At 32.8% G+C, this 23,719-nt stretch carries 23 protein-coding genes and 1 pseudogene; 13 read left to right on the forward strand and 11 right to left on the reverse strand.

The window, feature by feature from the left end; translation table 11 throughout:
• Positions 1-134 precede the first annotated feature (134 nt).
• Positions 135-1,700 (reverse strand): SurA N-terminal domain-containing protein, encoded by a 1,566-nt coding sequence (locus tag ACQH6S_RS04365; RefSeq protein WP_425360687.1) that lies wholly within the window; start codon positions 1,698-1,700, stop codon positions 135-137.
• A 77-nt stretch (positions 1,701-1,777) separates the two neighbouring features.
• Between ACQH6S_RS04365 and ACQH6S_RS04370 the strand changes: the two genes are divergently transcribed.
• Genes ACQH6S_RS04370 through kdsA form a run of 3 tightly spaced genes read left to right on the forward strand, consistent with a single transcriptional unit; the run spans position 1,778 to position 3,667 of the window.
• Entirely contained in the window at positions 1,778-2,512 is a 735-nt protein-coding gene (locus ACQH6S_RS04370) for a triose-phosphate isomerase (RefSeq protein ID WP_094648919.1), read from the forward strand.
• Positions 2,509-2,814, forward strand: coding sequence for a preprotein translocase subunit SecG (gene secG / locus ACQH6S_RS04375; protein WP_094648920.1), 306 nt, complete (start codon positions 2,509-2,511; stop codon positions 2,812-2,814). Before ACQH6S_RS04370 ends, secG begins: the two co-directional genes overlap by 4 nt.
• 22 nt (positions 2,815-2,836) lie before the next feature.
• Positions 2,837-3,667: a 3-deoxy-8-phosphooctulonate synthase gene (kdsA, locus tag ACQH6S_RS04380; RefSeq protein WP_425364699.1), complete on the forward strand. Its 831-nt coding sequence runs from the start codon at positions 2,837-2,839 to the stop codon at positions 3,665-3,667.
• Positions 3,668-4,066: 399 nt separating this feature from the next.
• Here the strand turns inward: kdsA and ACQH6S_RS04385 are convergent, their stop codons facing one another.
• The 5 genes from ACQH6S_RS04385 to grpE all read right to left on the reverse strand — a co-directional run bounded on the left by ACQH6S_RS04385 (position 4,067) and on the right by grpE (position 9,767).
• A complete protein-coding gene (locus ACQH6S_RS04385) occupies positions 4,067-5,926 on the reverse strand; it encodes an AAA family ATPase (RefSeq protein WP_425360685.1) in 1,860 nt (619 codons plus the stop codon).
• A gap of 192 nt (positions 5,927-6,118) precedes the next feature.
• Positions 6,119-6,781, reverse strand: a complete 663-nt coding sequence (locus ACQH6S_RS04390) for an HdaA/DnaA family protein (RefSeq protein WP_425360684.1) — start codon at positions 6,779-6,781, stop codon at positions 6,119-6,121.
• A gap of 16 nt (positions 6,782-6,797) precedes the next feature.
• The gene (locus tag ACQH6S_RS04395; RefSeq protein WP_425360683.1) at positions 6,798-7,844 is read right to left on the reverse strand and encodes an AI-2E family transporter; all 1,047 of its coding nucleotides are present in this window, start codon (positions 7,842-7,844) and stop codon (positions 6,798-6,800) included.
• A 191-nt stretch (positions 7,845-8,035) separates the two neighbouring features.
• Positions 8,036-8,932 (reverse strand): Rpn family recombination-promoting nuclease/putative transposase, encoded by an 897-nt coding sequence (locus ACQH6S_RS04400; protein ID WP_425364700.1) that lies wholly within the window; start codon positions 8,930-8,932, stop codon positions 8,036-8,038.
• Between the two features lie 253 nt (positions 8,933-9,185).
• Positions 9,186-9,767 (reverse strand): nucleotide exchange factor GrpE, encoded by a 582-nt coding sequence (gene grpE / locus ACQH6S_RS04405; protein ID WP_425360681.1) that lies wholly within the window; start codon positions 9,765-9,767, stop codon positions 9,186-9,188.
• 92 nt (positions 9,768-9,859) lie between these two features.
• Here grpE and rph point away from each other — a divergent pair, with 92 nt between their 5' ends.
• From rph to ACQH6S_RS04420, 3 genes and pseudogenes are all read left to right on the forward strand, one after another.
• The gene (gene rph, locus ACQH6S_RS04410) at positions 9,860-10,576 is read left to right on the forward strand and encodes a ribonuclease PH (RefSeq protein ID WP_425360680.1); all 717 of its coding nucleotides are present in this window, start codon (positions 9,860-9,862) and stop codon (positions 10,574-10,576) included.
• Between the two features lie 134 nt (positions 10,577-10,710).
• A complete protein-coding gene (locus ACQH6S_RS04415) occupies positions 10,711-11,124 on the forward strand; it encodes a helix-turn-helix domain-containing protein (protein ID WP_094648768.1) in 414 nt (137 codons plus the stop codon).
• Positions 11,125-11,347: 223 nt separating this feature from the next.
• Positions 11,348-13,017, forward strand: a pseudogene (locus ACQH6S_RS04420) (IS1634 family transposase).
• A gap of 437 nt (positions 13,018-13,454) precedes the next feature.
• Here ACQH6S_RS04420 and trpS read toward each other — a convergent pair.
• Positions 13,455-14,444, reverse strand: a complete 990-nt coding sequence (gene trpS / locus ACQH6S_RS04425) for a tryptophan--tRNA ligase (protein ID WP_094649477.1) — start codon at positions 14,442-14,444, stop codon at positions 13,455-13,457.
• A 113-nt stretch (positions 14,445-14,557) separates the two neighbouring features.
• Here trpS and ACQH6S_RS04430 point away from each other — a divergent pair, with 113 nt between their 5' ends.
• From ACQH6S_RS04430 to ACQH6S_RS04450, 5 genes are all read left to right on the forward strand, one after another.
• Positions 14,558-15,304, forward strand: a complete 747-nt coding sequence (locus ACQH6S_RS04430; RefSeq protein ID WP_425360679.1) for a lysophospholipid acyltransferase family protein — start codon at positions 14,558-14,560, stop codon at positions 15,302-15,304.
• An 80-nt stretch (positions 15,305-15,384) separates the two neighbouring features.
• The gene (gene sdhC, locus ACQH6S_RS04435) at positions 15,385-15,771 is read left to right on the forward strand and encodes a succinate dehydrogenase, cytochrome b556 subunit (protein ID WP_425360864.1); all 387 of its coding nucleotides are present in this window, start codon (positions 15,385-15,387) and stop codon (positions 15,769-15,771) included.
• A 23-nt stretch (positions 15,772-15,794) separates the two neighbouring features.
• On the forward strand, positions 15,795-16,175 hold the full coding sequence (sdhD, locus tag ACQH6S_RS04440) for a succinate dehydrogenase, hydrophobic membrane anchor protein (RefSeq protein ID WP_094649480.1): 381 nt from the start codon (positions 15,795-15,797) through the stop codon (positions 16,173-16,175).
• Between the two features lie 218 nt (positions 16,176-16,393).
• Positions 16,394-18,187 (forward strand): succinate dehydrogenase flavoprotein subunit, encoded by a 1,794-nt coding sequence (gene sdhA / locus ACQH6S_RS04445; RefSeq protein ID WP_425361342.1) that lies wholly within the window; start codon positions 16,394-16,396, stop codon positions 18,185-18,187.
• An 11-nt stretch (positions 18,188-18,198) separates the two neighbouring features.
• Positions 18,199-18,852, forward strand: coding sequence for a histidine phosphotransferase family protein (locus tag ACQH6S_RS04450; RefSeq protein WP_425360677.1), 654 nt, complete (start codon positions 18,199-18,201; stop codon positions 18,850-18,852).
• On the opposite strand, the gene ACQH6S_RS04455 is transcribed toward ACQH6S_RS04450, so the two are convergent.
• Complete coding sequence (locus ACQH6S_RS04455) at positions 18,849-19,406, reverse strand: phosphatidylglycerophosphatase A family protein (RefSeq protein ID WP_094649483.1); 558 nt, start codon at positions 19,404-19,406, stop codon at positions 18,849-18,851. The two genes, ACQH6S_RS04450 and ACQH6S_RS04455, sit on opposite strands and share 4 nt — an antisense overlap.
• Before the next feature lie 609 nt (positions 19,407-20,015).
• Between ACQH6S_RS04455 and ACQH6S_RS04460 the strand changes: the two genes are divergently transcribed.
• Positions 20,016-20,483, forward strand: a complete 468-nt coding sequence (locus ACQH6S_RS04460; RefSeq protein WP_341749175.1) for a helix-turn-helix transcriptional regulator — start codon at positions 20,016-20,018, stop codon at positions 20,481-20,483.
• Here ACQH6S_RS04460 and ACQH6S_RS04465 read toward each other — a convergent pair.
• The 3 genes from ACQH6S_RS04465 to ACQH6S_RS04475 all read right to left on the reverse strand — a co-directional run bounded on the left by ACQH6S_RS04465 (position 20,462) and on the right by ACQH6S_RS04475 (position 21,683).
• Positions 20,462-20,680 carry a palindromic element RPE2 domain-containing protein gene (locus tag ACQH6S_RS04465; RefSeq protein WP_341749174.1) on the reverse strand — a complete coding sequence of 73 codons (219 nt, stop codon included), beginning with the start codon at positions 20,678-20,680 and terminating at the stop codon, positions 20,462-20,464. The two genes, ACQH6S_RS04460 and ACQH6S_RS04465, sit on opposite strands and share 22 nt — an antisense overlap.
• 149 nt (positions 20,681-20,829) lie before the next feature.
• Positions 20,830-21,348 carry an IS630 family transposase gene (locus ACQH6S_RS04470; protein ID WP_425364377.1) on the reverse strand — a complete coding sequence of 173 codons (519 nt, stop codon included), beginning with the start codon at positions 21,346-21,348 and terminating at the stop codon, positions 20,830-20,832.
• Positions 21,312-21,683: an IS630 transposase-related protein gene (locus tag ACQH6S_RS04475; protein ID WP_425364376.1), complete on the reverse strand. Its 372-nt coding sequence runs from the start codon at positions 21,681-21,683 to the stop codon at positions 21,312-21,314. The genes ACQH6S_RS04470 and ACQH6S_RS04475 overlap by 37 nt, the downstream gene beginning before the upstream one ends.
• Before the next feature lie 163 nt (positions 21,684-21,846).
• Here ACQH6S_RS04475 and ACQH6S_RS04480 point away from each other — a divergent pair, with 163 nt between their 5' ends.
• The gene (locus ACQH6S_RS04480) at positions 21,847-23,661 is read left to right on the forward strand and encodes an AAA family ATPase (RefSeq protein WP_425360676.1); all 1,815 of its coding nucleotides are present in this window, start codon (positions 21,847-21,849) and stop codon (positions 23,659-23,661) included.
• Positions 23,662-23,719: the final 58 nt, after the last annotated feature.

Raw genomic sequence — 23,719 nt, forward strand, 5'->3', positions numbered from 1 at the left:
CAAAAATTGGGGCTAGGAGGCTGCCTACGATAACTAATTAATTAGTTATTGCAGGCAGCCTTCTAGTGGTAAATAGAACAGTTAAAATATGTTTTTTACCTAAGCAAAAATATCTATCTTCATTATTGCATAGTTCACGACCCCATTTGTTTCATTTTGTTTTTCTTGATAGCATAGCTAATCATCTCATCAATAACATTGTTTTGTATGGTTCTTGCAATATCCTTCTCATTTTTTTTCTGAATTTCCTGGTTTTTTTTCTTATCAATTTTCCTTGATTTTATATAAGCAAAATACGCCTTATCTTTTGACTGAAAAACTGGAGTATTGGAGCCAATATTAGTCCGGAAAATTGCTGATAATAATTCTGCTGGTAGCTGATGATTATTATGAATTTCCGACCTAGAAAAAGCTGTAGATTGGCTAGTAATAATTTTCAAAAATTCTTTATTCTTAGTTGGGGTGTACTCTTTAGCAATAGTTTCTATGGTTTTTAAATTTAGACCTTTTAAATATTGGTCATCCCATAGTTTTTGCACTTGCTCTTTAACTACCGAGAATTCTTGCACTTTGCTTGGTTGAATAGACTTAATCTCAACCAATATAAAAGCTCCTTTTTCAGTTAATTCTATTGGATATGATAATTCCCCTTCTGCAAGATCGAAAATACTGTCTGCATTTTGGGCAATATCAATTTTATTAACCGCTAAATCCCGATAACTTATAGACTCTAAATTTTGTATGGGTAATTCATATTTCCCAGCAATTTCTGTTAAACTTGAGCCAGATGCAACGTCATCTTCTAGATTTTTAATCATTAATAGTTTCAATTCTTCTGCTTTTTGTTGTTGCAGTAATTCATTAACTTGTTTTTTGACCTCGCTAAACTTTTTATTAGCAAATTCTTCTTTGTTGTCCTGATAAAAATTTAATAACTCCTTATCATTATTATGAATTTTTTGGCATAACATTTCACTTGATATTTTTACATAAGACAAATTACGTTTTTCCGGTACTTCAAACAATGTTAGGTTGTTTTGGTATAAATCTTCTAACTGCGATATGGTTGGAGGAGTTATTACTAAGTCTTTAGATTGACGTCGTAGATCAATTTGTACAAGTTCTACATCTCTTGTTTCAGCTATGTAATCTACAATATTTTTGACCATTATCTTTGGTGTAGGAAATGATTCTATAAAAATACTAATTAGAAGATTCTTTAAAGTATGTTCTTTAATGTCAGACAAATAATCTTCTTCATTAATGTAAGAATTTTTTAAAAAACCTTTAAATCGCTCTATGTCAAATAGACCTTGTTCATTCTTAAAATTAGGATTTTCCTTAATTAACTCGATCACAGTATCATCAGTTAAATCTAAATTATAATAGCTAACTAAATAGTTGATAATACGGTTATTGATAAGTTTTTTAATAATAAAATTATCAATATTTAACTGTTTTATATCTTCTTCACTAAGATTTGTGCCACTTTGTCTTTGAATAGCCCGAATTTGTTCGGCTTTTTCTTTTAGAAAATCTTCTTGGCTAATATTATTTGCATCAGAAAAGGTAATCAAATCAAAATTATTGCTAGTATGTAATACATCTTTAATTCCCCATCCAACAAAGGCGAAGGCAATTACGCCAAGTAGAATACGCATTACAAAACTATCAGCAGCGTTTCTAATATTATTTAACATAAATATAAAATTTTTCTTCTTTAAGTGTTTATAATACACTAAAATAGTTCGTCCACTAATATCTGCAAGTAATTTTTATGAAAAAACTTATTATTGTTAATTGGAAAATGCATATGAGCTTAGATGAGGCATTTAAATTTTGTACTAAGCTTACAGAACAACAGTATAATAATCAGCTTATTATAGCTCCTCCTGTTCCTTATCTTGCTTATCTATCTGACAAATTCAAATTTTTAGAGTTTTGTGGACAAAATGTCAGTCGATTTGTAGGGCAGGGGAGTTACACTGGAGAATATTCTAGCTTACTATTAAAACTGAGTAAAATTAATTATTCTATTGTTGGTCATAGTGAACGAAGAAATTTCTTACAAGAATCTAATGCATTAATAAGACAAAAAGCAGAAAATTGTTTGGAGTCTCAAGTCACCCCTATTATTTGTATTGGAGAGGATTTAGCTATACGACAAAACAATAATTATAAAGATTTTTTATTAAAGCAGTTAGAGGAATCTTTACCAAATATAGTAGGTGAACAAAATTTAATAGTAGCATATGAACCAATTTGGGCTATAGGAACAGGAATTACTCCTGGACAAGAACAATTAACAGAAATATTTGATGCTCTTAATTATTATCTCAAGCAAAGGCAAGTTGCAAATAATATCAGCTTAGTATATGGTGGATCTGTAAATTTAGATAATATAGAAAAGATATTAAGTATACAGAATATTGATGGGGTTATGGTTGGCAAATCCTCACTTGATTATCAAATGCTAGTTCAAATGTTAAATTATAGGGTTTTTAAAAAATGATAAATATATTACTTTTTGTTCATATTGTGATAGCAATATTGCTAATTATTGTAATTTTGATGCAAAAGACTGGTAGTGATGGATTAAGTGGTATTGGTGGTGGTAATGGGACTATGGGTGTTGTTGCAGGTCGGACGGTGGTTAATTTCTTGACTAGAACTACGGTAGTACTTGCCACGTTATTTATGATTAACGCTGTTATTCTGGCTAATCTGTCTTCTAAGAAGAATTCGGGAATAATTAAGAAAATAGAGCAAGTTGATGATAAGCAACAAGAATCTAGCTTGCCTATTGCGAAATAGAATTTAAGGAGCCAATGTACTTATGCAAAAAATAATTGACTTACATAATATCAAAATTGGCAATGCTCTACCATTTATTTTGATTGCTGGCCCATGCCAAATAGAAACTCTAGATCATGCACTATTTATGGCAGACAAGCTTGTGACTCTTACGGCTAAACTTAACATACCATTTATTTACAAATCATCATTTGACAAAGCAAATAGAACTTCAATTAATGGTCTTCGTGGTAGTGGACTTGACAAAGGGCTAGAAATTTTGTATAAGGTAAAATCAACCTTTAATTGTCACATTCTTACCGATGTTCATACAGAGGGTCAATGTGCTAGGGTTGCTGAAATTGTTGATATAATCCAAATTCCCGCTTTTTTATGTAGACAAACAGATTTATTGCGGGCTGCCGCACTGACCAATAAGGTGGTTAATGTGAAAAAAGGACAATTTCTTGCTCCTTGGGATATGAAGAATGTCCATGCTAAGCTGGAAAGCTTTGGGGCTAAGAATATCATGCTTACCGAGCGGGGAGTATGTTTTGGTTACAACACATTAGTATCAGATATGCGTAGTTTGCCAATTATGGCAGAAACTGGGGCTCCAGTAATTTTCGATGCAACCCATTCGGTTCAGCAGCCAGGTGGTATAGGCAATAGTAGTAGTGGCGAGAGGAAATATGTTGAAATACTGGCAAGAGCAGCTGTTAGCGTTGGAGTCGCTGGTGTTTTTATGGAAGTTCATCAAGAGCCAGATAATGCTCCAAGTGATGGACCTTGTATGATTAAGCTGTCTGATTTAGAACCTATATTATCTAGATTGAAGAGATATGATGATATAACTAAAAATTTTACATTATAGTATAGTCAATTCAGGGGAATTGGGTAGCAGGAACGATGGAGCGACGCCTATAAGTAATCACACTACTGGACAAAAATGTATCAAGGGTTGAAAAGGCTAGCAAATAGAATATTTTAGAGAGAGCAAAATCATTTAGGGATATCTTTAGTATATGTCAAACACTATGATTCCAACGCTGAAAGCGGTGGCTTATCATTTGGGATAGTTATTATAAAATTGCTTAAATTATATGATTTACAATCAACTTAGCATTTTTGTCCAGTAGTGTGATAAGTAATAGGCGAGTATTGAGCGACGACGTCACCAACTTCTCCTCAATTGACTATACTATGCAATAATACAGCGATAAGTAAAGGTTTTTGCGTTGGGTGATTGGTCTATAAGACATTAAACTAAGCTTTAAGCAATCGTATCTATCTGATATTCTAGTGCCACTTCCTTGCCGCAAAAAGCCATAGCAATTTTGATAATTTTCTGAACATGAGAGTGTTCTTTTATTTTAGCCTCATATTTTTTTCTCACGATTTGATCTAACCCTTCTTTGGCAACAGATTCTAAAATATCAGGAGATTTACATATTTTATATTCAATAATAATAGCATTGTCACCTTTACCTATCTTGGGTAGTAGCACAATATCCGCCCTACCGCTACCGGTTTCTCTTTCACTGTCTATTATATAGCCAAGAGATAACGTGTTAATTAAACCTAGCATAAAGCCACTATAAAATAGCTCGGCTTTTTTCTCGCCAGTTTGATGAAAACTAGTAGCGTTTAGTAATAATTCTTGCAGCCTTTCTTTAAATTCTTCTATTTTACCTGCCGGCAGCAAACTAGCAAATGAATAATATAAAGAACTATCCATTTGTAACTTGTTGCTCACCCACTGCAATAATCTTGCATTATATATGTGTTTTACCTCTTTATTAGGAGCAGATAATTGATAAATATCCTCTTCTGACTCGATTACCATTGGGTTTAAATAACCACTAAATAGTAATAGACTAAATAGCCCTGACCGTGTGTTAATATCACTGAAACTAATTTGTCTGGTAATAGGGGAGATAATATTTTTGCCACTAGCGAGTAGCTGAATATCTTGTTGCATTCCATCTGACAATAATGCTTTATCAACAAGAGCCGTCCCCCCACTATCAAGCCAATAATGATCAAGCTTGCCTTTATGAGCCAAACATTGCATAATCGACCATGGATTATAAATGATCTCCCCACCAAAACTATAGCCATTATACCAAGCTTTAATTTTTTCAGGATTAGTTGCTGTTGGTACTTTGGTTAATAACTCATCAACTTCTGCTTGAGTAAAACCATAGAACTTAGAATATTTTTCATCAAGCAAGCTATACTCACTAACATTATTCAAATCCGAAAATAAATTAGCTTTAGCAACCCGTAATATGCCAGTTATTACGCCTTTTTCTAAATAAGGATTAGTTTTTAAACTACTGCCAAACATCCCACGGAATATTTTTAGTACATCATCAAATTCTTTTAATTTATCACCAAATTCAATGTATGAACTATTGATCGGTGTGTCATATTCATCAATTAATATGTAAACTTTTTGACCAAAATGTTTGTACAATACTTCACTCAAAACCCGTAAACTATCTTTTAAGTCTTCCTTATCAAGCTTTCCTGTAAAATATCGATTTAACTTTTCCTTTTGTGCCTCATCTAGTAATTTTTCATCTGTTGTTATATAACGCTTTAAATATCGATGGTTTGTAAACAAATTAGTTACTTGATTTTTTATTCCATTCTCAATTTCCTGGTAGTTACTGCCTTTAACATCTTTAAAATTTATAGAGATGACTGGAAATTGACCTTGATGCTCAGATATTACATCTGAGTACTGAGCTATTTTCAACTTCTTAAGTAACTTCTTTCTACCTGTTACTAGTCCTAAATCTACTTCACCCCCGATAAATAGCTTACTATTTACTCTATCCTCTTCAGGTAAAGGCTTACCTCTCTCATCCACCTCTATTTCAAAGAATTTATGGAGCATGTTCATATTCAAGCTCTTACCCCACCGCCTTGGTCTGGTGATCAATATAACCTTACCACTATCTTCCAATAATTCTTTGATCATTAAGCTTTTATCAACAAAGACATCACTATTAACTAGCAGGTCATAGAATTCATCGGTACCTACCCTCATTCTTGGTGGCTTATTGTTATCTTTAACAATATTAGTTTCTTTGGTTGATATATTATCAAAAAATTCTACTGTCATATTAAGAATATATTATAAACTTTATTAAGTAAATCATAACACAAACAAGCTAGCCTAGCTAATAAATTTACATATTCATATAATCAACAAACAACCTTTAGTATTTTCACAAAATTGTATAGTGCTATGGTATGCGAGTCCCTGATATTTTCAAAAAAACAATTCTTTAAATCATTTGAGTACCCCAACTTCCTATTTAAGTACATGTTTGATGAGAGAGATGGTAACAGCTTGCTTACGAACTAATGCATAGTGCATTATTACATCCAATAATTTGATTATTTGATCAAATTGTCGTGGTAAATTAATTAATAAATATTCAATTACACAGTCAGATACCTTAACCGACTGATCGGAAAAATATTTAAAGATTAATTTGCTCATCAATTCATCATCTGGCTGATTTATTTCTAACCTTAGAACAGAATTGATTCTTGATGATAAATCCTGTAATGCAAAATTATTAGCTAAACTTCCTGTAGTCATCAACAAATATTTACGACACTCACTTATTAAATTAAAACAATGGAGGATATTTCTTTCCTGCCAAAATTCTATATCTTCCATAATAAAAGCATTATACTTCATAACATGCTCTGCACTAAGTATATCTGAATCTTTTTTTATAAAAAATGCATTCGACAAATTTTGCCATATTTTACTAAGATATGTTTTACCAGAGGAAGGAGGTCCATAAAGCAAAATTGTAAACTCATAGGGTTTACTGCCCCAAATTCTCGACCAATTTTTTATTGAATTGTATGCGATTTGATTAGAAGGTGAATTAATAAAATTATCTAGAATATATCGATCATTACCAAATAATGGTAATATATATTGCTGGGAATCTCGCATAATTAATAGATAATCTTTAACTCTTATAAAACTTACTAGATTTATAAAAATCGATAGCAGCTAAAAACAAAACTTTTATTATACTGGCAATTGGTATAGCAAATAATATACCCAAGAAACCAAATATATTACCTAATGCAAGAACTGCAAATATTATCCAAAGGGGATGTAGACCGATCTTATCACCTATAATTTTCGGTGATAAAATATATCCTTCAACTATTGTGCCAACCAAATAAATAATGATTATATAAAATAATGTACTGACCATACCAAAAGCAAAATAACTAACAATCATGGTAAGCGAAAAGGATATTAAGATGCCAACAAATGGTATAATTATTGAAAAACCAGACAAAACCCCTAACAATAATCCTAAATCTACACCAAGAATCGACAAAGAAGCTCCGTAATATATTGATAATAATAAACAAACATTTAGCTGTCCCCTTATATAAGCAGACAGGGAAGTATTAATGGCTGATAATATTTTTAGAATTTTCTTTTTACCTTTCAAAGGTAGTAAAAGGTTTATATTTTCTGACATTGTTAACCAATCTCGTAAAAAATAAAATAATATAAGTGGTATTAATAAAATCAATACAAATAAATTGATTGTTACCATAGTAACATGCCAAATATTATTAGCAAGCCCTGTGATCAACAAAAATATACCATTAACAAAGTTACTAATAGAATTTTTTATATTATCAGCAATATCTGGAGCTATTGAATAAAATTTTGCCGTAATAACAGGTATTAATTCAGTTTGTAAATAATCTTTATAAGCTGGAATTTTACTAATTAGCAAAGTTGTTTGTTGATATATGATAGGCAGCAACACTACCATTACTATAGCAAAAATGCTAAAAAATAGAAAGGAAATTACTGAAACCACTATAGTTCTAGATAATTTATATCGTAACGACAGATTATCAATTATAGGCTGTAATATATATGATATTATTCCAGCTATAAAAAATGGCATCAATATATTAGAGATCAGAGTCAAAGTTACTATAATAGTGCCAACAACAATAACCCAAAAAATAGTTTTATCCAAGATGGTTCCTTTTCTTTTATCAATTACTGCAAATTATAGCTTTTCCTTATATCATAGTCAATTGATGAGAAATTAGTGACGTTGTTACTCGTTGCTCGCATATTACATATAGGCTTTGCTCCATCACTCCTAGGAGATTGTCTACATCAAAGATTTTTTTGAAGGCTAACTCATATTTATTTAATTAGTAATCATAACTTATCTGATAGTCCGCCATTTAGGGTTTGCAGTAGTTCAGTGATCTTAGCGACAGATAGTTTGGTTATTTTCGCTACTTCCTCAATAGAACTGCCATTTTCTATCATCATTTTTATTAATTCAGCTTTACCTTCTACTCTACCTTCTTCTTTGCCTTCCCTTCGTGCTTTCTTGAGAGTGTTAGCTTCAATACATAGCCATTTCAGGTGTTCTTCATATGAATCACGTTCTTCTTTAGTGAAATTCATCACATCCAGAACTGTCAGGGCTTTTTTTAGGCTAGCATCATTTAACTCTTTAGGTAAATTATCTTTGTTCAGCAAATCATGTCTAGTTAAAAAAGTACTCCATCTATCAAGAGAGGTTTTTACCTTCTTTACTATGTCCGTCAGCTGTTCCTTCGGATTATTAGTAAACTTATTTAGCTCAATAGTATGCAATTCTAAATCTTTAAAATATAACAAACCACTATCTTTTTCTACTATATGAAACACATTATGATATTTATTTTCATGTAAAATAGAGGTAAAGTTTAATATGTGAATACCAATGGCTTTCGATAAAGTAGCATAATCCTCTGCATTCTTTAATTGCTCAGTATATAACTTTGCCCAATAATATAGAGCTCTTTTGTCATAATCATCCGCATCAGTAATTTGCATTTCGATATTAAATCTTTTGCCATCTTTTCCTTGAGCTTTAATATCTAAAATTGACAATTTATCGCTCTTGAAATTTTTTGGATTATATGGATTGAGAAGTTGTACTTCTGTTACTTGGTCTTCTCTAGATACAATCGAATTGATCAGCGAAATAAGCAAATCCTTATTCTCTTCAACTCCGAAGATTTTTTTAAAGGCAATATCAACCCTAGGACTAATATTTGACATAAATCTAACTCTATATTTATTTTTTACAAATGGTTATATCTATAAATATAGCAGATTTTTATGCTCCACTAATAGCTGTTTTCATTATTTTTGCGATATTTTATTTTTTTATTTCCTGATTCGGTACCTTACTTTACGTATGGCATTAAAAGTCACAGGAAAAACAACCTGACACTATTAGCGAGGAACCACTTTAGTGGCGCCGAAGCAATCCAATGAATGCGTAAAGTGAGTATAGTAGCAACAAAGCAAATCACCCATTTTTCGATACTTGTACTATAGCAGGTCTAAGTAACCTATCTTTTATCTTATATCCTGATTGCATAACCGCTATGACACTATCCTGATCATATTCCTCTGATACTATCTGTGAAATTGCATGATGTATATTGTAATCAAACTTTTCCCCTAATAATGGTTCTATTGATTCTAAACCGTGTTTTTGTAGTATACTAGTCAGCTCCCCCTTAGTCATCTCTACTCCAGTAATAATATTAGCTATATCCCCTTCCATATTTTGTGGCTTATGCTCCAAAGCTCTAGAAAGATTATCATTAACACTGAGCAAATCTTTAGCAAAAGAAAAAATTGCATAATCTCTTGCCTCTTCAATTGATTTTTCTAGGCGTTTCCTAGTATTATCAGATTCGGCTATTGTCCTTAGCAACTTATCCTGCAAAATCTCAATTTGGTTTTTTAAACTAGCAATCTCTTGCAAACTATCTTGTAACATTATGGTATCATCGGAAAGCTGGTTTTCTACTTCATTTATTAGTTTCTCATCAGTGTCAGCACCAATTTCCTGATTATTATTGTTCTCTTGTTGTTTTTCCATATTTACAGCCTTTTTTCTTGCAAAAATCTACTTTCTTAACATATAGTGTAAATCTTTGTATTTTCAAGTCAATTTTAACTAAGTAATAACCTATGAGAGCTTTTGATAGAAAAAATAATCAATTACGTAACATTTCAATTGAACCTTCAGTTCTGCTTAGTGCTGATGGTTCGTGTCTTGTTAAGTTTGGCAATACCCATGTAATATGTAGTGCAACCTATGAAACAAATGTTCCGCCATTTCTACGAGGGCAAAATCAAGGTTGGATAAGTGCTGAATATGGTATGTTACCACGTTCAACTCACCAGCGTATGAAGCGTGAATCAACGCAAGGAAAGCAGTCAGGTAGGACTCAGGAGATTCAAAGGCTAATTGGCAGATCGATGCGTACGGCAATTGATCTAAAAGCCTTGGGAGAAAAACAAATCATCCTTGATTGTGATGTAATTAATGCTGATGGCGGAACTAGAACAGCAGCAATTACTGGTAGCTATATTGCACTTCATTTAGCAATTAGAGCATTAATTGCTAGGAAGATTATTAAAACTAACCCTTTAATTAGCCAAGTAGCAGCCATTTCATGTGGTATATATAAAGGGCAGCCAATAGTTGATCTTGATTATCTAGAAGATAGTAATGCTGAGGTAGATGCCAATTTTGTTTTTGCCGACAATGGAAATATAATAGAAATTCAAAGTACAGCTGAAAAAACCCCCTTTTCTGAAGAACAATTTTATGCTATGCTACAATTGGCAAGAAGTGCAACCTCTGATCTATTCAAGTTGCAAAATCAAATATTATTGAAGTAGCAAAAATTAATCTATCTAGATAAACAAAAGTTTACTATAGATAAATACTAATCGGATTAATTATTAGTTGTTTACTTTTTTATAAAAATACCTTAATATTTAGAAACATTAATTTTATAAAAAAAGCTTTATTTATGGTAAACTTACAAACCAAACTTAACTCATTAATGACTCAAAAAAATATCAATGCTATAGAGATAGAGAAAAAAACTGGATTAAGCAGAAATACTGTTTATAGCATTTTATATGGTAGTTCAAAAAATCCTAGTGCTACTAATTTACAATTAATTGCCAAAGCCTTAGATATTAATTTGGCAGCTCTTGTTGTTGATAGCGAAGTAAGCACTGAGGTGCTAACTGTTGATCAGATGAAAATTTTTAGCAAATCCACTAATTTAACCATTAATATGTTAGTTGAGAAGAATTTAAACTTTTCATTTGCTAATCTTACGGCTCTAATCAAAGAAGTATACGAATATGCTCTAAAAAAGCAGTCTGTTGATAATACATTTATAGATTGGATGATTGAGAAATATCACAAACCTTGATTTTTTCTTTGCCGATAAATTTTATCAACGATTGGTGATTATACAGCCTCCCGACTTCCGCAAAAAAATGTTGAAAGATGGGAAGAGAGGATATGGAGGAGCCATAGAGCTGAGAAATGATTTTTTCAGGCGGTCTGTTGTGCCTAGCGAGTAATTTATTGCTGACTTTGGTTTTTGTTATGATATAAATATATTATTACATATTAATTCTACAATTATCTACATGTACATACGTCGTAAAAAACACCAAATAGTCCAAGGCAATCAATACAAGTGGTTGAAGGATACCGAGATAGCAAAGGTAATGTCAAACAACGTATTGTCCGACATTTAGGGGTATTCTTCGATGATGCAGAAGAAGCCAAATTAGTTGCATTAGCAGAGGATTTAATTGTAAAGATTAAAGCTGAACGGTCAGCAGCTTCCGGTCATGGTAGCTTCTTTGCTGATGATTGCTTAGCTAACAAAAAAGGTTGCCCAGTCAAAAAGCAACTATCGGATATTATCCCTGTTAATCAAGTTAAATTAGACGAAATAGTTGAGACTGCTCGGCTTGTAGAAGGGGTGCATGAGGTAGGCGGATATGTTTACGATCAAATGGATTTCAACCAACTAATGCAACGTAAACGTGATTCTGAGATGCTTCGTGATTTGGTATTAGCCCGTATGGTAAAGCCGGATAGCAAGCGTGGTCTAGCACAATATTTAAGCGAACAATTTGACAAAAACCATGATTTAGACGCCATATATCGCATGATGGATAAATTGCAGGAGCAGATACCTAAAATTAAAGAATTATGCTTTAAAAATACCTTGGCTCTAATCCCCAACAAGCAGGTGAGTTTAGTGTTTTTTGATGTTACAACATTATATTTTGAATCAACAGAAGTCGATGAACTCCGGGCGTTTGGTTATAGTAAAGACCATCGCTTTAATACTACTCAATTAGTGCTGGCTCTTGCGACTAATGAAGATGGATTACCGCTTGGCTATGAGCTATTTAGTGGTAATACCGCCGAAGTTAAGACCCTATTGCAAGCTATTAATAGTTGGCAAAGTTTTTTAAAAGTTAAGGATGTATGCTTTATAGCTGACCGAGCAATGTTTAGTAAAGCTAATCTACAGGCTCTTGATGAGTCTGGTTATCGTTATATTGTAGCAGCAAAGTTAAAGTCACTAAAGAACGAGTTAAAGGAAAAGATTTTAGCGGAAGATAATTATGTACCTACTGTATTAGGCAATGATTTTGCATGGATTGCTGAATTTGAGCATGAGGGCAAACGTTTGATCACTAGCTATAAAGCCAAGAGAGCGAGGAATGATGCAAAAGAAAGGCAAAATATTTTGGATAAAATCAAAAAAACTATAGGAGAATCTGGAAGTACTAAAAAGCTTATTTCTAATAGTGGAGTTAAAAAATATACTTCAAGTGAGAATAATAAAAGTTATCTTGATGAAGATAAAATCCAACAAGATAGTGAATGGGATGGTTTACATGGAATAATCACCAACGATAAAAGCATTAATGCCAAAGAAGCGATTGGCAAATATGGCAGATTATGGGTAATTGAAGAACAATTTAGAATCAATAAGCATAATTTGCAAATGCGACCAATTTTTCATTGGACAAGTAAGAGAATTGAAGCACATATTGGTATGTGCTATATGAGTTTTGCTGTGCTTAAACAAATAGAATATAAAGTAGCACTTACCCAAAAAATCAGTATAACTAATATAGTTGAGTTGTTAATGGGAGTACAATCTTCAATTTTAAGGCATACAACAACAGGAGATTTGTATAGGCTACCAGGCAACATGAAAAATGATGCGAGGAAGATTTATAAAACCTTCAATCTTAAACGCTCAGATGCGGTAGAAATATATCTAAAATAAGCAAATAATGTTGTGCCTAAAAATCTACAACCCTTACAAACTAAGGTCTGCACGACTTTCTCTTAATAAAAACTGCGGAAGTAGGGGGCTTCCAGCATATAAAGTTACAAAACCTCCAGTGACTCCTAGAGTCCTATCTGTTACAAAGAAGCTAGCTCATAATAAGAATGAGAGGACTCGTTAAGTTTATGTATAGCTAACGTGTTTTTAATAAAATATAGGGCAATGGTTGTTATCCTTACGAAAGTAGGTATCTGAAAATGCCCTGAAGTATTATAGATTCCCGCCTACGCGGGAATGACAAATTTTGCGTTTAAAGATAGCTCTGCAAAAAACTTGATTATCGAGTATAAGTAATAGGCCTCGCTCCATCGCTCCTAACACCAAATCCTCCTGAATTTACTATATATAGAAATTAGTAGATCATAATTGGTTTTTTACACAACAAAGCCCATTAATTTCTTGAGTTCAATCAGAGTTTTAGCAGCGGTCATTCTAGCTTTATCCGCTCCGTTATATAATGTAGTTATCAAATAATCTTGGTTTTTCATTAACTCTGTATATTTACCATGAATGGGAGTTAGAGTCGTGATGATAATATCAGCTAGCTCCTCCTTAAATTTGGCAAAACCGGCATTTTGGTACTGATCAACTATTTTGTCAACATTAGTACCAGATAAACTGCAATAAATGTCAATTAAATTGCTAATTTCTGGTCTATTTTGAGGATCATAACTGATTTCCGCTAAATGATCTGTTTTAGCTTTTTTAATTTTTTGGTAAATTTGATCTGGGCTATCATTTAAATTAATACGAGATAAATCAGATGGATCAGATTTACTCATTTTTTTACGACCGTCTTTTAAGCTCATTATTCTTGATGAGCCTTGAATTAATGGTTCAGGTAATTTTAGGACATCCTGATTGAATTTCCTATTGATAATAGCCGCAATATCTCTGGTAAGTTCCAAATGCTGTTTTTGATCATCACCAACAGGTACTATGTCAGCATTATATAATAATATATCAGCTGCCATCAATACTGGATAAGACAATAATCCTAAGCCAGCATTTTCCTGGTCTTTTCCTGCTTTGTCTTTAAACTGAGTCATACGTTTAAGCCAACCAAGTGGGGTAACGCAATTTAATATCCAAGCAAGTTCCGTATGTTCCTTCACCATACTTTGTGCGAATATGGTAGTTTTCTCTGGCACAAGCCCTGTTGCTATATATATGGCAACAGTTTGTAATATAGAAGAGTTTAGTTCTATGGGTGAGCGATCTATAGTAATAGCATGTAAATCGGCTAAAAAGAACAAGCAATTATACTCATCCTGAATCTTAGACCAATTAACAATTGCTCCGAGATAGTTCCCTAAATGTAGATCCCCAGTCACTTGACATCCGGATAGAGCTGTTTTTTTCATTGAATTTCTCCGAATAGTTACTAATTATAGCTATGTAAAAGTAATCTTATACTATATATTTATTATATATCTGTTATATATCTATTCATTATTAACAAATGAGTTAACCAACTATGTTTTGGCGTCTAAGAGTATTAACATTTTATGCACTACTTGCTATATTTACCATTACATTCTTCCTTATATGTTACATACCCGTAACATTTTTCAATGTCAACTATTATATACGATACAGGATAGGGTTTATTTTTTCTCATGTATTTATTTGGCTGGTTAAAATCTTTTGTGGTTTAAAATACCAAGTTGTTGGTCTAGACAAATTACCTTCATCTCCTTCCATAGTATTGTCTAATCACCAATCATGCTGGGAACAAATATTTGTACAATTAATTATACCTGAACATTCTTGGGTATTAAAAAAAGAGTTATTTAATATCCCGTTATTCGGCTGGGGGTTGAAAATGGTTGAGCCAATTGCTGTAGACCGTAACGCTAATATCTCGGTTGGTCAAATTTTAAGAGAAGGACAGGAAAAGATAAAAAGTGGTTTATGGTTGGTTATCTTTCCTGAATCTACCAGATTTAAACCAGAACAAAACGCTAAATTTAAACCTAGTGCAGTAAAATTAGCTTCATTGGCAAAAGTACCGATAGTGATGATGGCACACAATGCAGGGGTATATTGGCCAAGGGGCTTTTGGGTTAAGAAACCAGGGATAATTCAAGTAAAGATAATTGATGTTATCTCGGTAGAGGAAATAGAACAATCTGATGTTAGAGACCTTACTGAAAAGATAGAACAGGTGATTAATACCGAAAAGCAAATATTATTTGAACAAACTCATAAAAATAAATTATAAGAGTATTTATCATCTATTCCTATTATGTTATATTCCATTTTAGGTCTCTCTAATATAAAATGTAATTTATGACAAAATATATGACAAAAACAAAGCAGGAAATTTATAATAGCAGACCAACTTCTCCTCATTTAACGATATATAAAAAACAGATAAGCTCTGTTTTGTCTATTTTGCATCGTATGACGGGGATAGGATTATTTTTTGCACTATCAGTATTGATATGGTGTTTTATTTTATTGTCTTTTAGCAAATTTAATCCTGAATATTTACAGTTCTTTAAATGTAGTTTATTTAAAATCCCTCTAATATTTATAAGTTTTGCCTGGTTTTACCATTTATGTAATGGGGTGCGTCACTTAATTTGGGATAGTGGGCGTTGCTTTTCAATAAGAGCTATTAACTTCACAGGCTGGTTTGTTGTAATAGCCTCAATAGTTATGACGTTAGCTTTTTGGTTGTTATAGTCAATTTAATTTATGGTCTCTATATGAATACTAATTTAAGGACAGATTTAGCAAAAGCTAAAGGAGTTGGTTCGGCAAAAAGTGGCTCTAGTCACTGGTTACATCAAAGAATCACTGCTATTATTTTGGCAATTTGCTCTATTTGGCTAATAGTTTTTATTAAATGTAATATTGGCAAGGACTTAACTCATTTTGTTGGTACTTTACAGAAACCTTACAATATTGTGCCTTTGGGCATATTGATTATTACCACCTTCTATCATGCCATGCTTGGTATGCGAGTGGTAATTGAGGATTATATTAGTTGTATCAAGCTTCGTATTGGGTTAATTATATTTTTGCAAATATTTTGTATTATAACGATTGCATTCTTAGTGGTAGCATTATTTTATGCTATACTATAGCTAAATGGATTGCTTCGTCGGCTTTCGTCTCCTCGCAATGACGCTTGGGTTTATAAATCGTCATTGCGAGGAGCCACTTTAGTGGCGACGCGGCAATCCATGAAAGTAATTGCTTAATCGTGTTTCGCTACTCCTTGCTAATAGACTGAATAATATTAGCCGGATTAGCTATAGGTTAGAATTATTTGAGTATTATTTGGAATAAAAGGAATTTATGAATGTCTACTAAATCTTATAATATTGTCCACCATCAATTTGATGTAGTGGTAGTTGGAGCTGGAGGAGCTGGTCTTAGGGCAACTTTTGGTATGGCAAAAGAGGGGTTGAGTACTGCTTGTATTAGCAAGGTTTTTCCCACTAGAAGCCATACTGTAGCGGCACAAGGTGGTATCAGTGCCTCTCTTGGTAATATGGGGCAAGATGATTGGCGTTGGCATATGTATGATACCGTAAAGGGTTCGGATTGGTTAGGTGATCAAGACGCGATTGAGTATATGTGTAAACATGCAGCTGCCGCGGTACTAGAGCTTGAACATTATGGGGTACCTTTTTCACGAACAGAAGAAGGTAAAATTTATCAGCGTCCTTTTGGTGGTATGACGACAAATTATGGCAAGGGGCAAGCTGCCCAAAGAACTTGTGCTGCAGCAGATCGTACGGGTCATGCCATATTACATACTTTATACCAACAGGCTTTAAAAAATAAAGCTCAATTTTTTATTGAATATTTTGCCATTGATTTGTTAATGAATAATGGAGAATGTGTAGGGGTAGTTGCTTGGAATCTTGATGACGGGACAATACATTGTTTTCATTCTCACTTAGTAGTATTAGCTACTGGCGGATATGGTAGAGCTTATTTTTCTGCCACAAGTGCTCATACTTGTACCGGTGATGGAGGGGGAATGGTGGCAAGAAGCTCCATTGCCTTGCAGGATATGGAATTCGTTCAATTCCATCCAACTGGTATATATGGGTCTGGCTGCTTAATTACAGAAGGTGCTAGGGGAGAAGGTGGTTATTTAGTAAATGCCAATGGTGAAAGATTTATGGAACGATATGCTCCAGCCGCTAAAGACCTTGCTTCAAGAGATGTGGTTTCAAGAGCTATTACCATGGAAATCAGAGAAAATAGAGGCGTAGGTGAGCATAAAGATCATGTATTCCTACATTTAGATCATTTGTCGCCGGAAATTCTTCACGAACGTTTACCGGGTATTTCCGAAACAGCAAAGATTTTTGCTGGGGTTAATGTTAACACCCAGCCAATACCGGTATTACCAACAGTACATTATAATATGGGGGGAATACCAACAAATTACCATGGGCAAGTTATTGATAAAGATCAGGATAATCATCATAAAATTATTCCTGGATTAATGTCGATTGGTGAGGCTGCCTGCGTTTCAGTACATGGAGCTAATCGATTAGGATCGAACTCTTTGCTTGATTTAGTGGTATTTGGTAGGGCGGCAGCAAAAAAAGCTGCTGAAATTGTTAAAGTGGGTCAACCACATAAGGTTCTACCTCAATCAATATTGGATAAAATAATTAGCAGATTTGACGGTATACGTCATGCTAAAGGAGAAATACCAGTAGCTGATCTAAGACTCAAAATGCAAAAAATTATGCAAAATCACGCAGCAGTATTCAGAACTCAAGAAGTTCTAGATCAAGGGATAGAGCTGATTGATCAGGCACGAAAGGAATATGCTGATATTCAGATCAATGATAAATCATTAATATGGAATAGTGATTTAGTTGAAGCATTAGAATTAGCTAATTTATTAGACCAAGCAGTAATTACTATGCATTCTGCTGCCAATAGAAAGGAAAGCAGAGGAGCACATTCTAGAGAAGATTATTTAGAACGTAACGACGAGGAGTGGATGAAACATACACTGGCTTGGATTGACGAACAAGGTAATGTCAAACTAGATTATAAACCGGTAACTCTTACAACCTTAACAGACGAAGTAGCGGCAATTCCGCCAGCTAAACGAGTTTATTAAAAATACAGTTTATGTTAAATTCAATAAGCCCAAGTTTAATAAGGCTGAGCCAAGCTTTAAATGAAAAAATATGTCACGATTTTGCAGGAACAATAGGTGCTATAGATAATAGTATTGGCTTAATAAAAACTATAGCTTATAAAAAAAAGGCTATTAAACTGATTCAGGATAGTACCGATAGACTTATAAGCTATTTACAGTTTTATCGTTATTTATATTCTCTGCCTTCTGAGGGTAACAAAATTTCTATTGCAGAAATTAATAGATTAGCTACTGATTTTTTAAAATCAAAAAATCATAATATTGAACTAATATTTACAAGGTTATATAGCATAGATATCAATGACCATATAGCCCAGATTATCATCTGTTTAATTGTTGTAGCATCTAATAATCTATCCAAAAATGCTATTATTAAAGTTGAGCTGGAGATACAACATGATAAATTTATTGGTATGAAAATTGTAGTAATAGCCACAAATCTCAAATTTGATCAGAATAAAACAGATATTTTGCTTGGAACAGGAGCCAACTCTTCAGATCATTCCAGTATAACTATAGAAAATGTTCACGAATATTACACTTACTACTTAATTACAGAGTATGGCTATAAGTTATTGGTCACTCCATTAATCGATTCAGTGGAGTATACTCTTATGCTTTAACCAAACCAATCTATTAGACTAAAAGTGATAGCATAATGCATAACTGAAGCAAAAACTGCTGCAGCAATATCATCTACCATAACGCCAATACCACCTTTAATATTGGCATCAAGCCAATTTATTGGCCATGGTTTGATAATATCAAAGAACCTGAACAGAGCAAAAGGTAAAGCCAATAAAAAGATAAAATTTAGTACAGGTGAACTTAAATATTTTGTAAGTCCTGAATAATTCATAAAAAAAACGGAAGGAAAGCTTAATATTAATGTTAGCATTTGACCCACTACCTCATCAATCACCACTTCTCTTGGATCCTCTCGCTTACTATAGTGTATGTATATTGAGGAAAAATATGTGCCTAATATAAATAGTAACAGGCAAATCAAAAAAGCGATAATAAAGATACTAATAAGTTCTACTTGCATGGAAAGATATAATATCCAGTAGCACAAAGGGAAAGCAGCCAGAGAGCCAAATGTACCAGGACAATATTTTATTTTACCTATATAGAAAAAAGTTACAATAAATTCTGCAAATTTGTATCTATTAAACATAATAACCCTACTTAATTTAATAGACCTCTTGCCTAACCTAAAGATAATTGAGGAATTTTTAGGAAAAACGAAGTCGAGTACCGCAGCGTACTAAGATGTACGTGAGGAACGGAGACGAGTTTTGACAACAAAATTACCAATTAGATTAGGTTATGCAACAGGTCTAATCAGTATATAGCTAATCTGATTAGTTATCCATAACAAACTTGCGTCATTGCGAAGATGCGTAATCCGACAAAGTAATCCTGTTTTGTGTCATCCCTGCGTAGGTAGGGATATATACTAGATTCCCGCCTACTCGGGAATGACAATTTACTTTTTTATGTCACCCCTGCGTAAGCAGGTATCCAGATTCCCACTTAAGCGGGAATTACAATGACTTTTGTGAATTTGGCGTAATGCTATTTGGATTAGCTATACTTGATATTTCCTTTCTCCCTTTTTTCCTTGCTTAAATTACACAACTAAAAGAGTTGTATTGTAATGCTATTGCAACTATTTTTGCCAATTATTCAAATTTATTAATATAGATGAAAAATTACTTGATTAAGCTAAGACACTAGATTATTATTAGTTGAAATAAATAGTGAAAATTAAATTATTATAACAATGAATAAATCTAATAAATCAAAAGAAAGAATAAACCTGATTATAGGTATGCGTTTAAAACAGCGTCGTATAATGATGGGTATAAGCCAACAAGAATTAAGTACAGCTATTAATCTTAGTGTAAAGCAGATACAAAGATATGAAGATGCTACTACCCCAATAGCTAGTAGTATATTGTATTTTTTTGCAAAATTATTAAATGTATCTATTGAGTATTTTCTTGATACAACTGAAATTACTGATGCATCAGATGGTTACTTATTTGAGATACAAGACAATCATAAGTTTTTGAATGATATTATTGCGGAAGATAGAGCAGAATATTTAGCCCCTTTAAAATACGATGCAGAAGAGGAAGTATCCTATCTTGTTAGAGTATTTAGCAAAATTCAAAATCCGCAAATTAGACAAAAAATAGTTGAGCTTATTGGGTCAATAGTAGCATCTCAAGGCACGAATGCAGGGTAAAAATAGATGAAATAGTAATACTCCATAATCAAGTTTTTTATAGAGCTTATAAATAGTAGGTTGTTCAAAAGAAATTTGAATATATAGTCAATTGATGGGAAGTTGGTGACGTCGTCACTCGTCGCTCGCCTATTACTTATAGGCGTCGCTCCATCGCTCCTAGCCCCAAATTCTCCTGAATTGACTATAAATTTCATTTGGGCGGAAAGATTTTTATACCGAGCCAGGTGGATAAAGCGGAGTTGCACATAACAACTACCAACGGCACTGAAATTATAACATTTTCTAAGGCTGCATAATTATATCGTACTGGGTGTTAATTCAGGTTATAGTAAATCAAATTGAATTAGGTGACAAAGAATGCAGAAATAGCTTTAGATAATGTACCAATTTCCGCTATTTTGTTTCGAATCCATCGCTTCATATTAGCCCAAAATTTTTCTATTGGATTTAAGTCTGGAGAATATGGGGGTAAAAAAATAACTTCACAACCAACTGATTCTATTAGCTCTTTTGTCTTTTGAGATTTATGAAAACTAACGTTATCCATCACTACAACCTGTCCTGCTGTTAACTCTTTAATCAAAAATTTTTCAACCCAATTATTAAATAGTTCTGTATTACAAGTTTTATTAAAAACAAAAGGGGCTATTGGTTTGTTATTTACTAAACCAGCTATTATATTAGTCCTTTGATAATGCTTCCCACTCTTCTTGCCAATCAATAATTCTCCTATCTTACCCCAACCTCTATCTTGGCAAATTGTCATATCTATCCCACTTTCATCAAGATATACTATTTTATCTTTATCATATTTACTGATCTTTTCTAAATAATCAGATCGTTTCTCTGCACTTGCTTCCAAATAGCTAAAGGTTTTTTTTTATAACTAAATCCTAACTTTTTTAATATATTAGCTACTTGAGAACCTGTAATTCCAAAATTCTTACCAATTTCTTGTAGCTTACTATTAGGGTTATTTGTTACGAAATATTCCAATGCTTTTTTATCAATCTTACTTTTAAATCCTAGTCTAGCTCTTGCCAGCACTGTTCCTTCTTTTCTTCTCCTTACGTTCCAACGGCTAATTGTATTTTTATGTATAGCAAATATTCTAGCAGCAGATTCTTGACTATTACCTTTTTCTATATAATTTATTACTTTTTCTCTTAAATCTTGACTATATGGACTTGTTGACATTTTTTCCTTTATTTATACCACATCTTATCACCTAATTCAATTTGATTTACTATAATTCACTATAAAAAAACAAAAAATTATAAAAATTTTGCTAATTAGCTATTAGTGGAGAATAAAAAAGTAGTATAATGGATATTATAGTTGGAAGGAATACGTGGAAACAATGATAGAAGGAAAAAATAATGTTGATGATCAACCAACCATGTTAGTTGGTACTGATGATTTTAAGAAATTATTGCTTAATAGCAACGTATTTGTTGATAAAAGCTTAATGATTAAAGAGTTATTGGCAGATAGTGGAGATGTCATCCTAATCACCAGACCAAGGCGGTGGGGTAAAAGTTTGAATATGAACATGCTACAGAAATTTTTTGAGATAGAGGTGGATGAGAGAGGTAAGCCTTTACCTGAAGAGGATAGAGTAAATAACAAGCTATTTACCGGTGGTACAGTAGATTTAGGATTTGACGAAACTAAAGAGCTAAAACCTTTGAAAATTGTGAGTGATGCAAGTAGCATGAAACGTCAAGGTCAATTTCCGGTGATTTTGCTCAATCTTAAAGATGTTAAAGGTAGTAGTTATCAGGAAATAGAACTAGGTATAAAGGATCAAATTATAGAATTATTTGCAAGTCATCATTACTTAAATCATCATGTAACAGAAGATACAGGACTATTAAATAATGCCCAAAAAGAAAAACTAAGGAGATATTTTGATGGGAAACTTGAGAGAAATGACTTAAAAGATAGTTTACGGGTTTTGAGTGAAGTATTGTACAAACATTTTGGTCAAAAAGTTTATATATTGATCGATGAATACGATACGCCGATCAATAGTTCATACATTAAGTTTGGTAACAAACCAGAAGAGTTTGAACAGGTACTTGAAATGTTTCGCGGGATGTTTGGCAGTAGTTTAAAAACTAATCCTTATTTAGAAAAAGGGGTAATAACCGGCATATTAAGGGTTGCTAAGGCTAATTTATTTTCGGATTTGAATAATGTTCGTGAATATACTCTGCTAGATGAAAAATTTGCTAAGTTTTATGGTTTCACTCAAGCAGAGGTTGATGAGTTATTAACCAAAGTACCACTTGACACAAGTCCTGAACAAATTAAAGCTTGGTATAATGGCTATAGTTTTGGCGGAGAAATCATCTATAATCCATGGTCAATTATGTTATGCCTAGATACTAGAGGTAAGCTTGATCATTATTGGCTTGATAGCGGTGGCACTGGGCTTGTTGATAAAGCATTGTTATCAGATGAAATACAAATTGATATCCAACAATTAGCTAGCGGTAAAAGTATCATCGCACCTATTACCAAACAAATCAGTTTCAGCGATATTAATACACGAAGTGGGTTATTTAGTTTGTTATTATTTAGTGGTTATTTAAACCCAACAGCTGTTGAACCTGCAAAAGATATCTACGAATTATCAGTGCCTAATAAGGAAGTAGAGTATATATATGAAACCAGGCTATTACAATGGGTGAGTAGCAAGTTACAAATGGATAGTTCTTTATATTATTCTTTTGCTAGTTTGCTGCCGGCAGGTAAAATAGAAGAATTTAAAGAGAAATTACAAGAGTTATTACTAAATGCTACTAGTTTTCATCAAACTGGCGAGAAAAAAGCCGAGTTATTTTATAGCGGCTTTATGCTAGGTTTAATTAACACTTTATCTCCTGGCTATGTCATAGATAGTGAGAGAGAAACAGGCAGTGGTAGAGCTGATATTATATTGCTACCTAAGGCTGGGAAGCAGAATAATGCTATTATTATTGAATATAAAATATGCAAATCTCCTGATACTCTAGAATCTATCGCAAAAGATGGGCTAGATCAAATCATGAGAAAAAAATATGAGACTAAAATAAAAGAACACTCTCATGTTCAGAAAATTATCAAAATTGCTATGGCTTTTTGTGGTAAAGAAGTGGCTCTAGAATACCAAATAGCTCAGGTATCTTAGGCACAATTGTTGAAAATTAGAAGAGCTATAGTCAATTGATGAGAAGTTGGAGACGTTG

This window comes from Candidatus Tisiphia endosymbiont of Mystacides longicornis (assembly GCF_964031095.1).
In the GTDB taxonomy this organism is placed as follows: Bacteria; Pseudomonadota; Alphaproteobacteria; order Rickettsiales; family Rickettsiaceae; genus Tisiphia.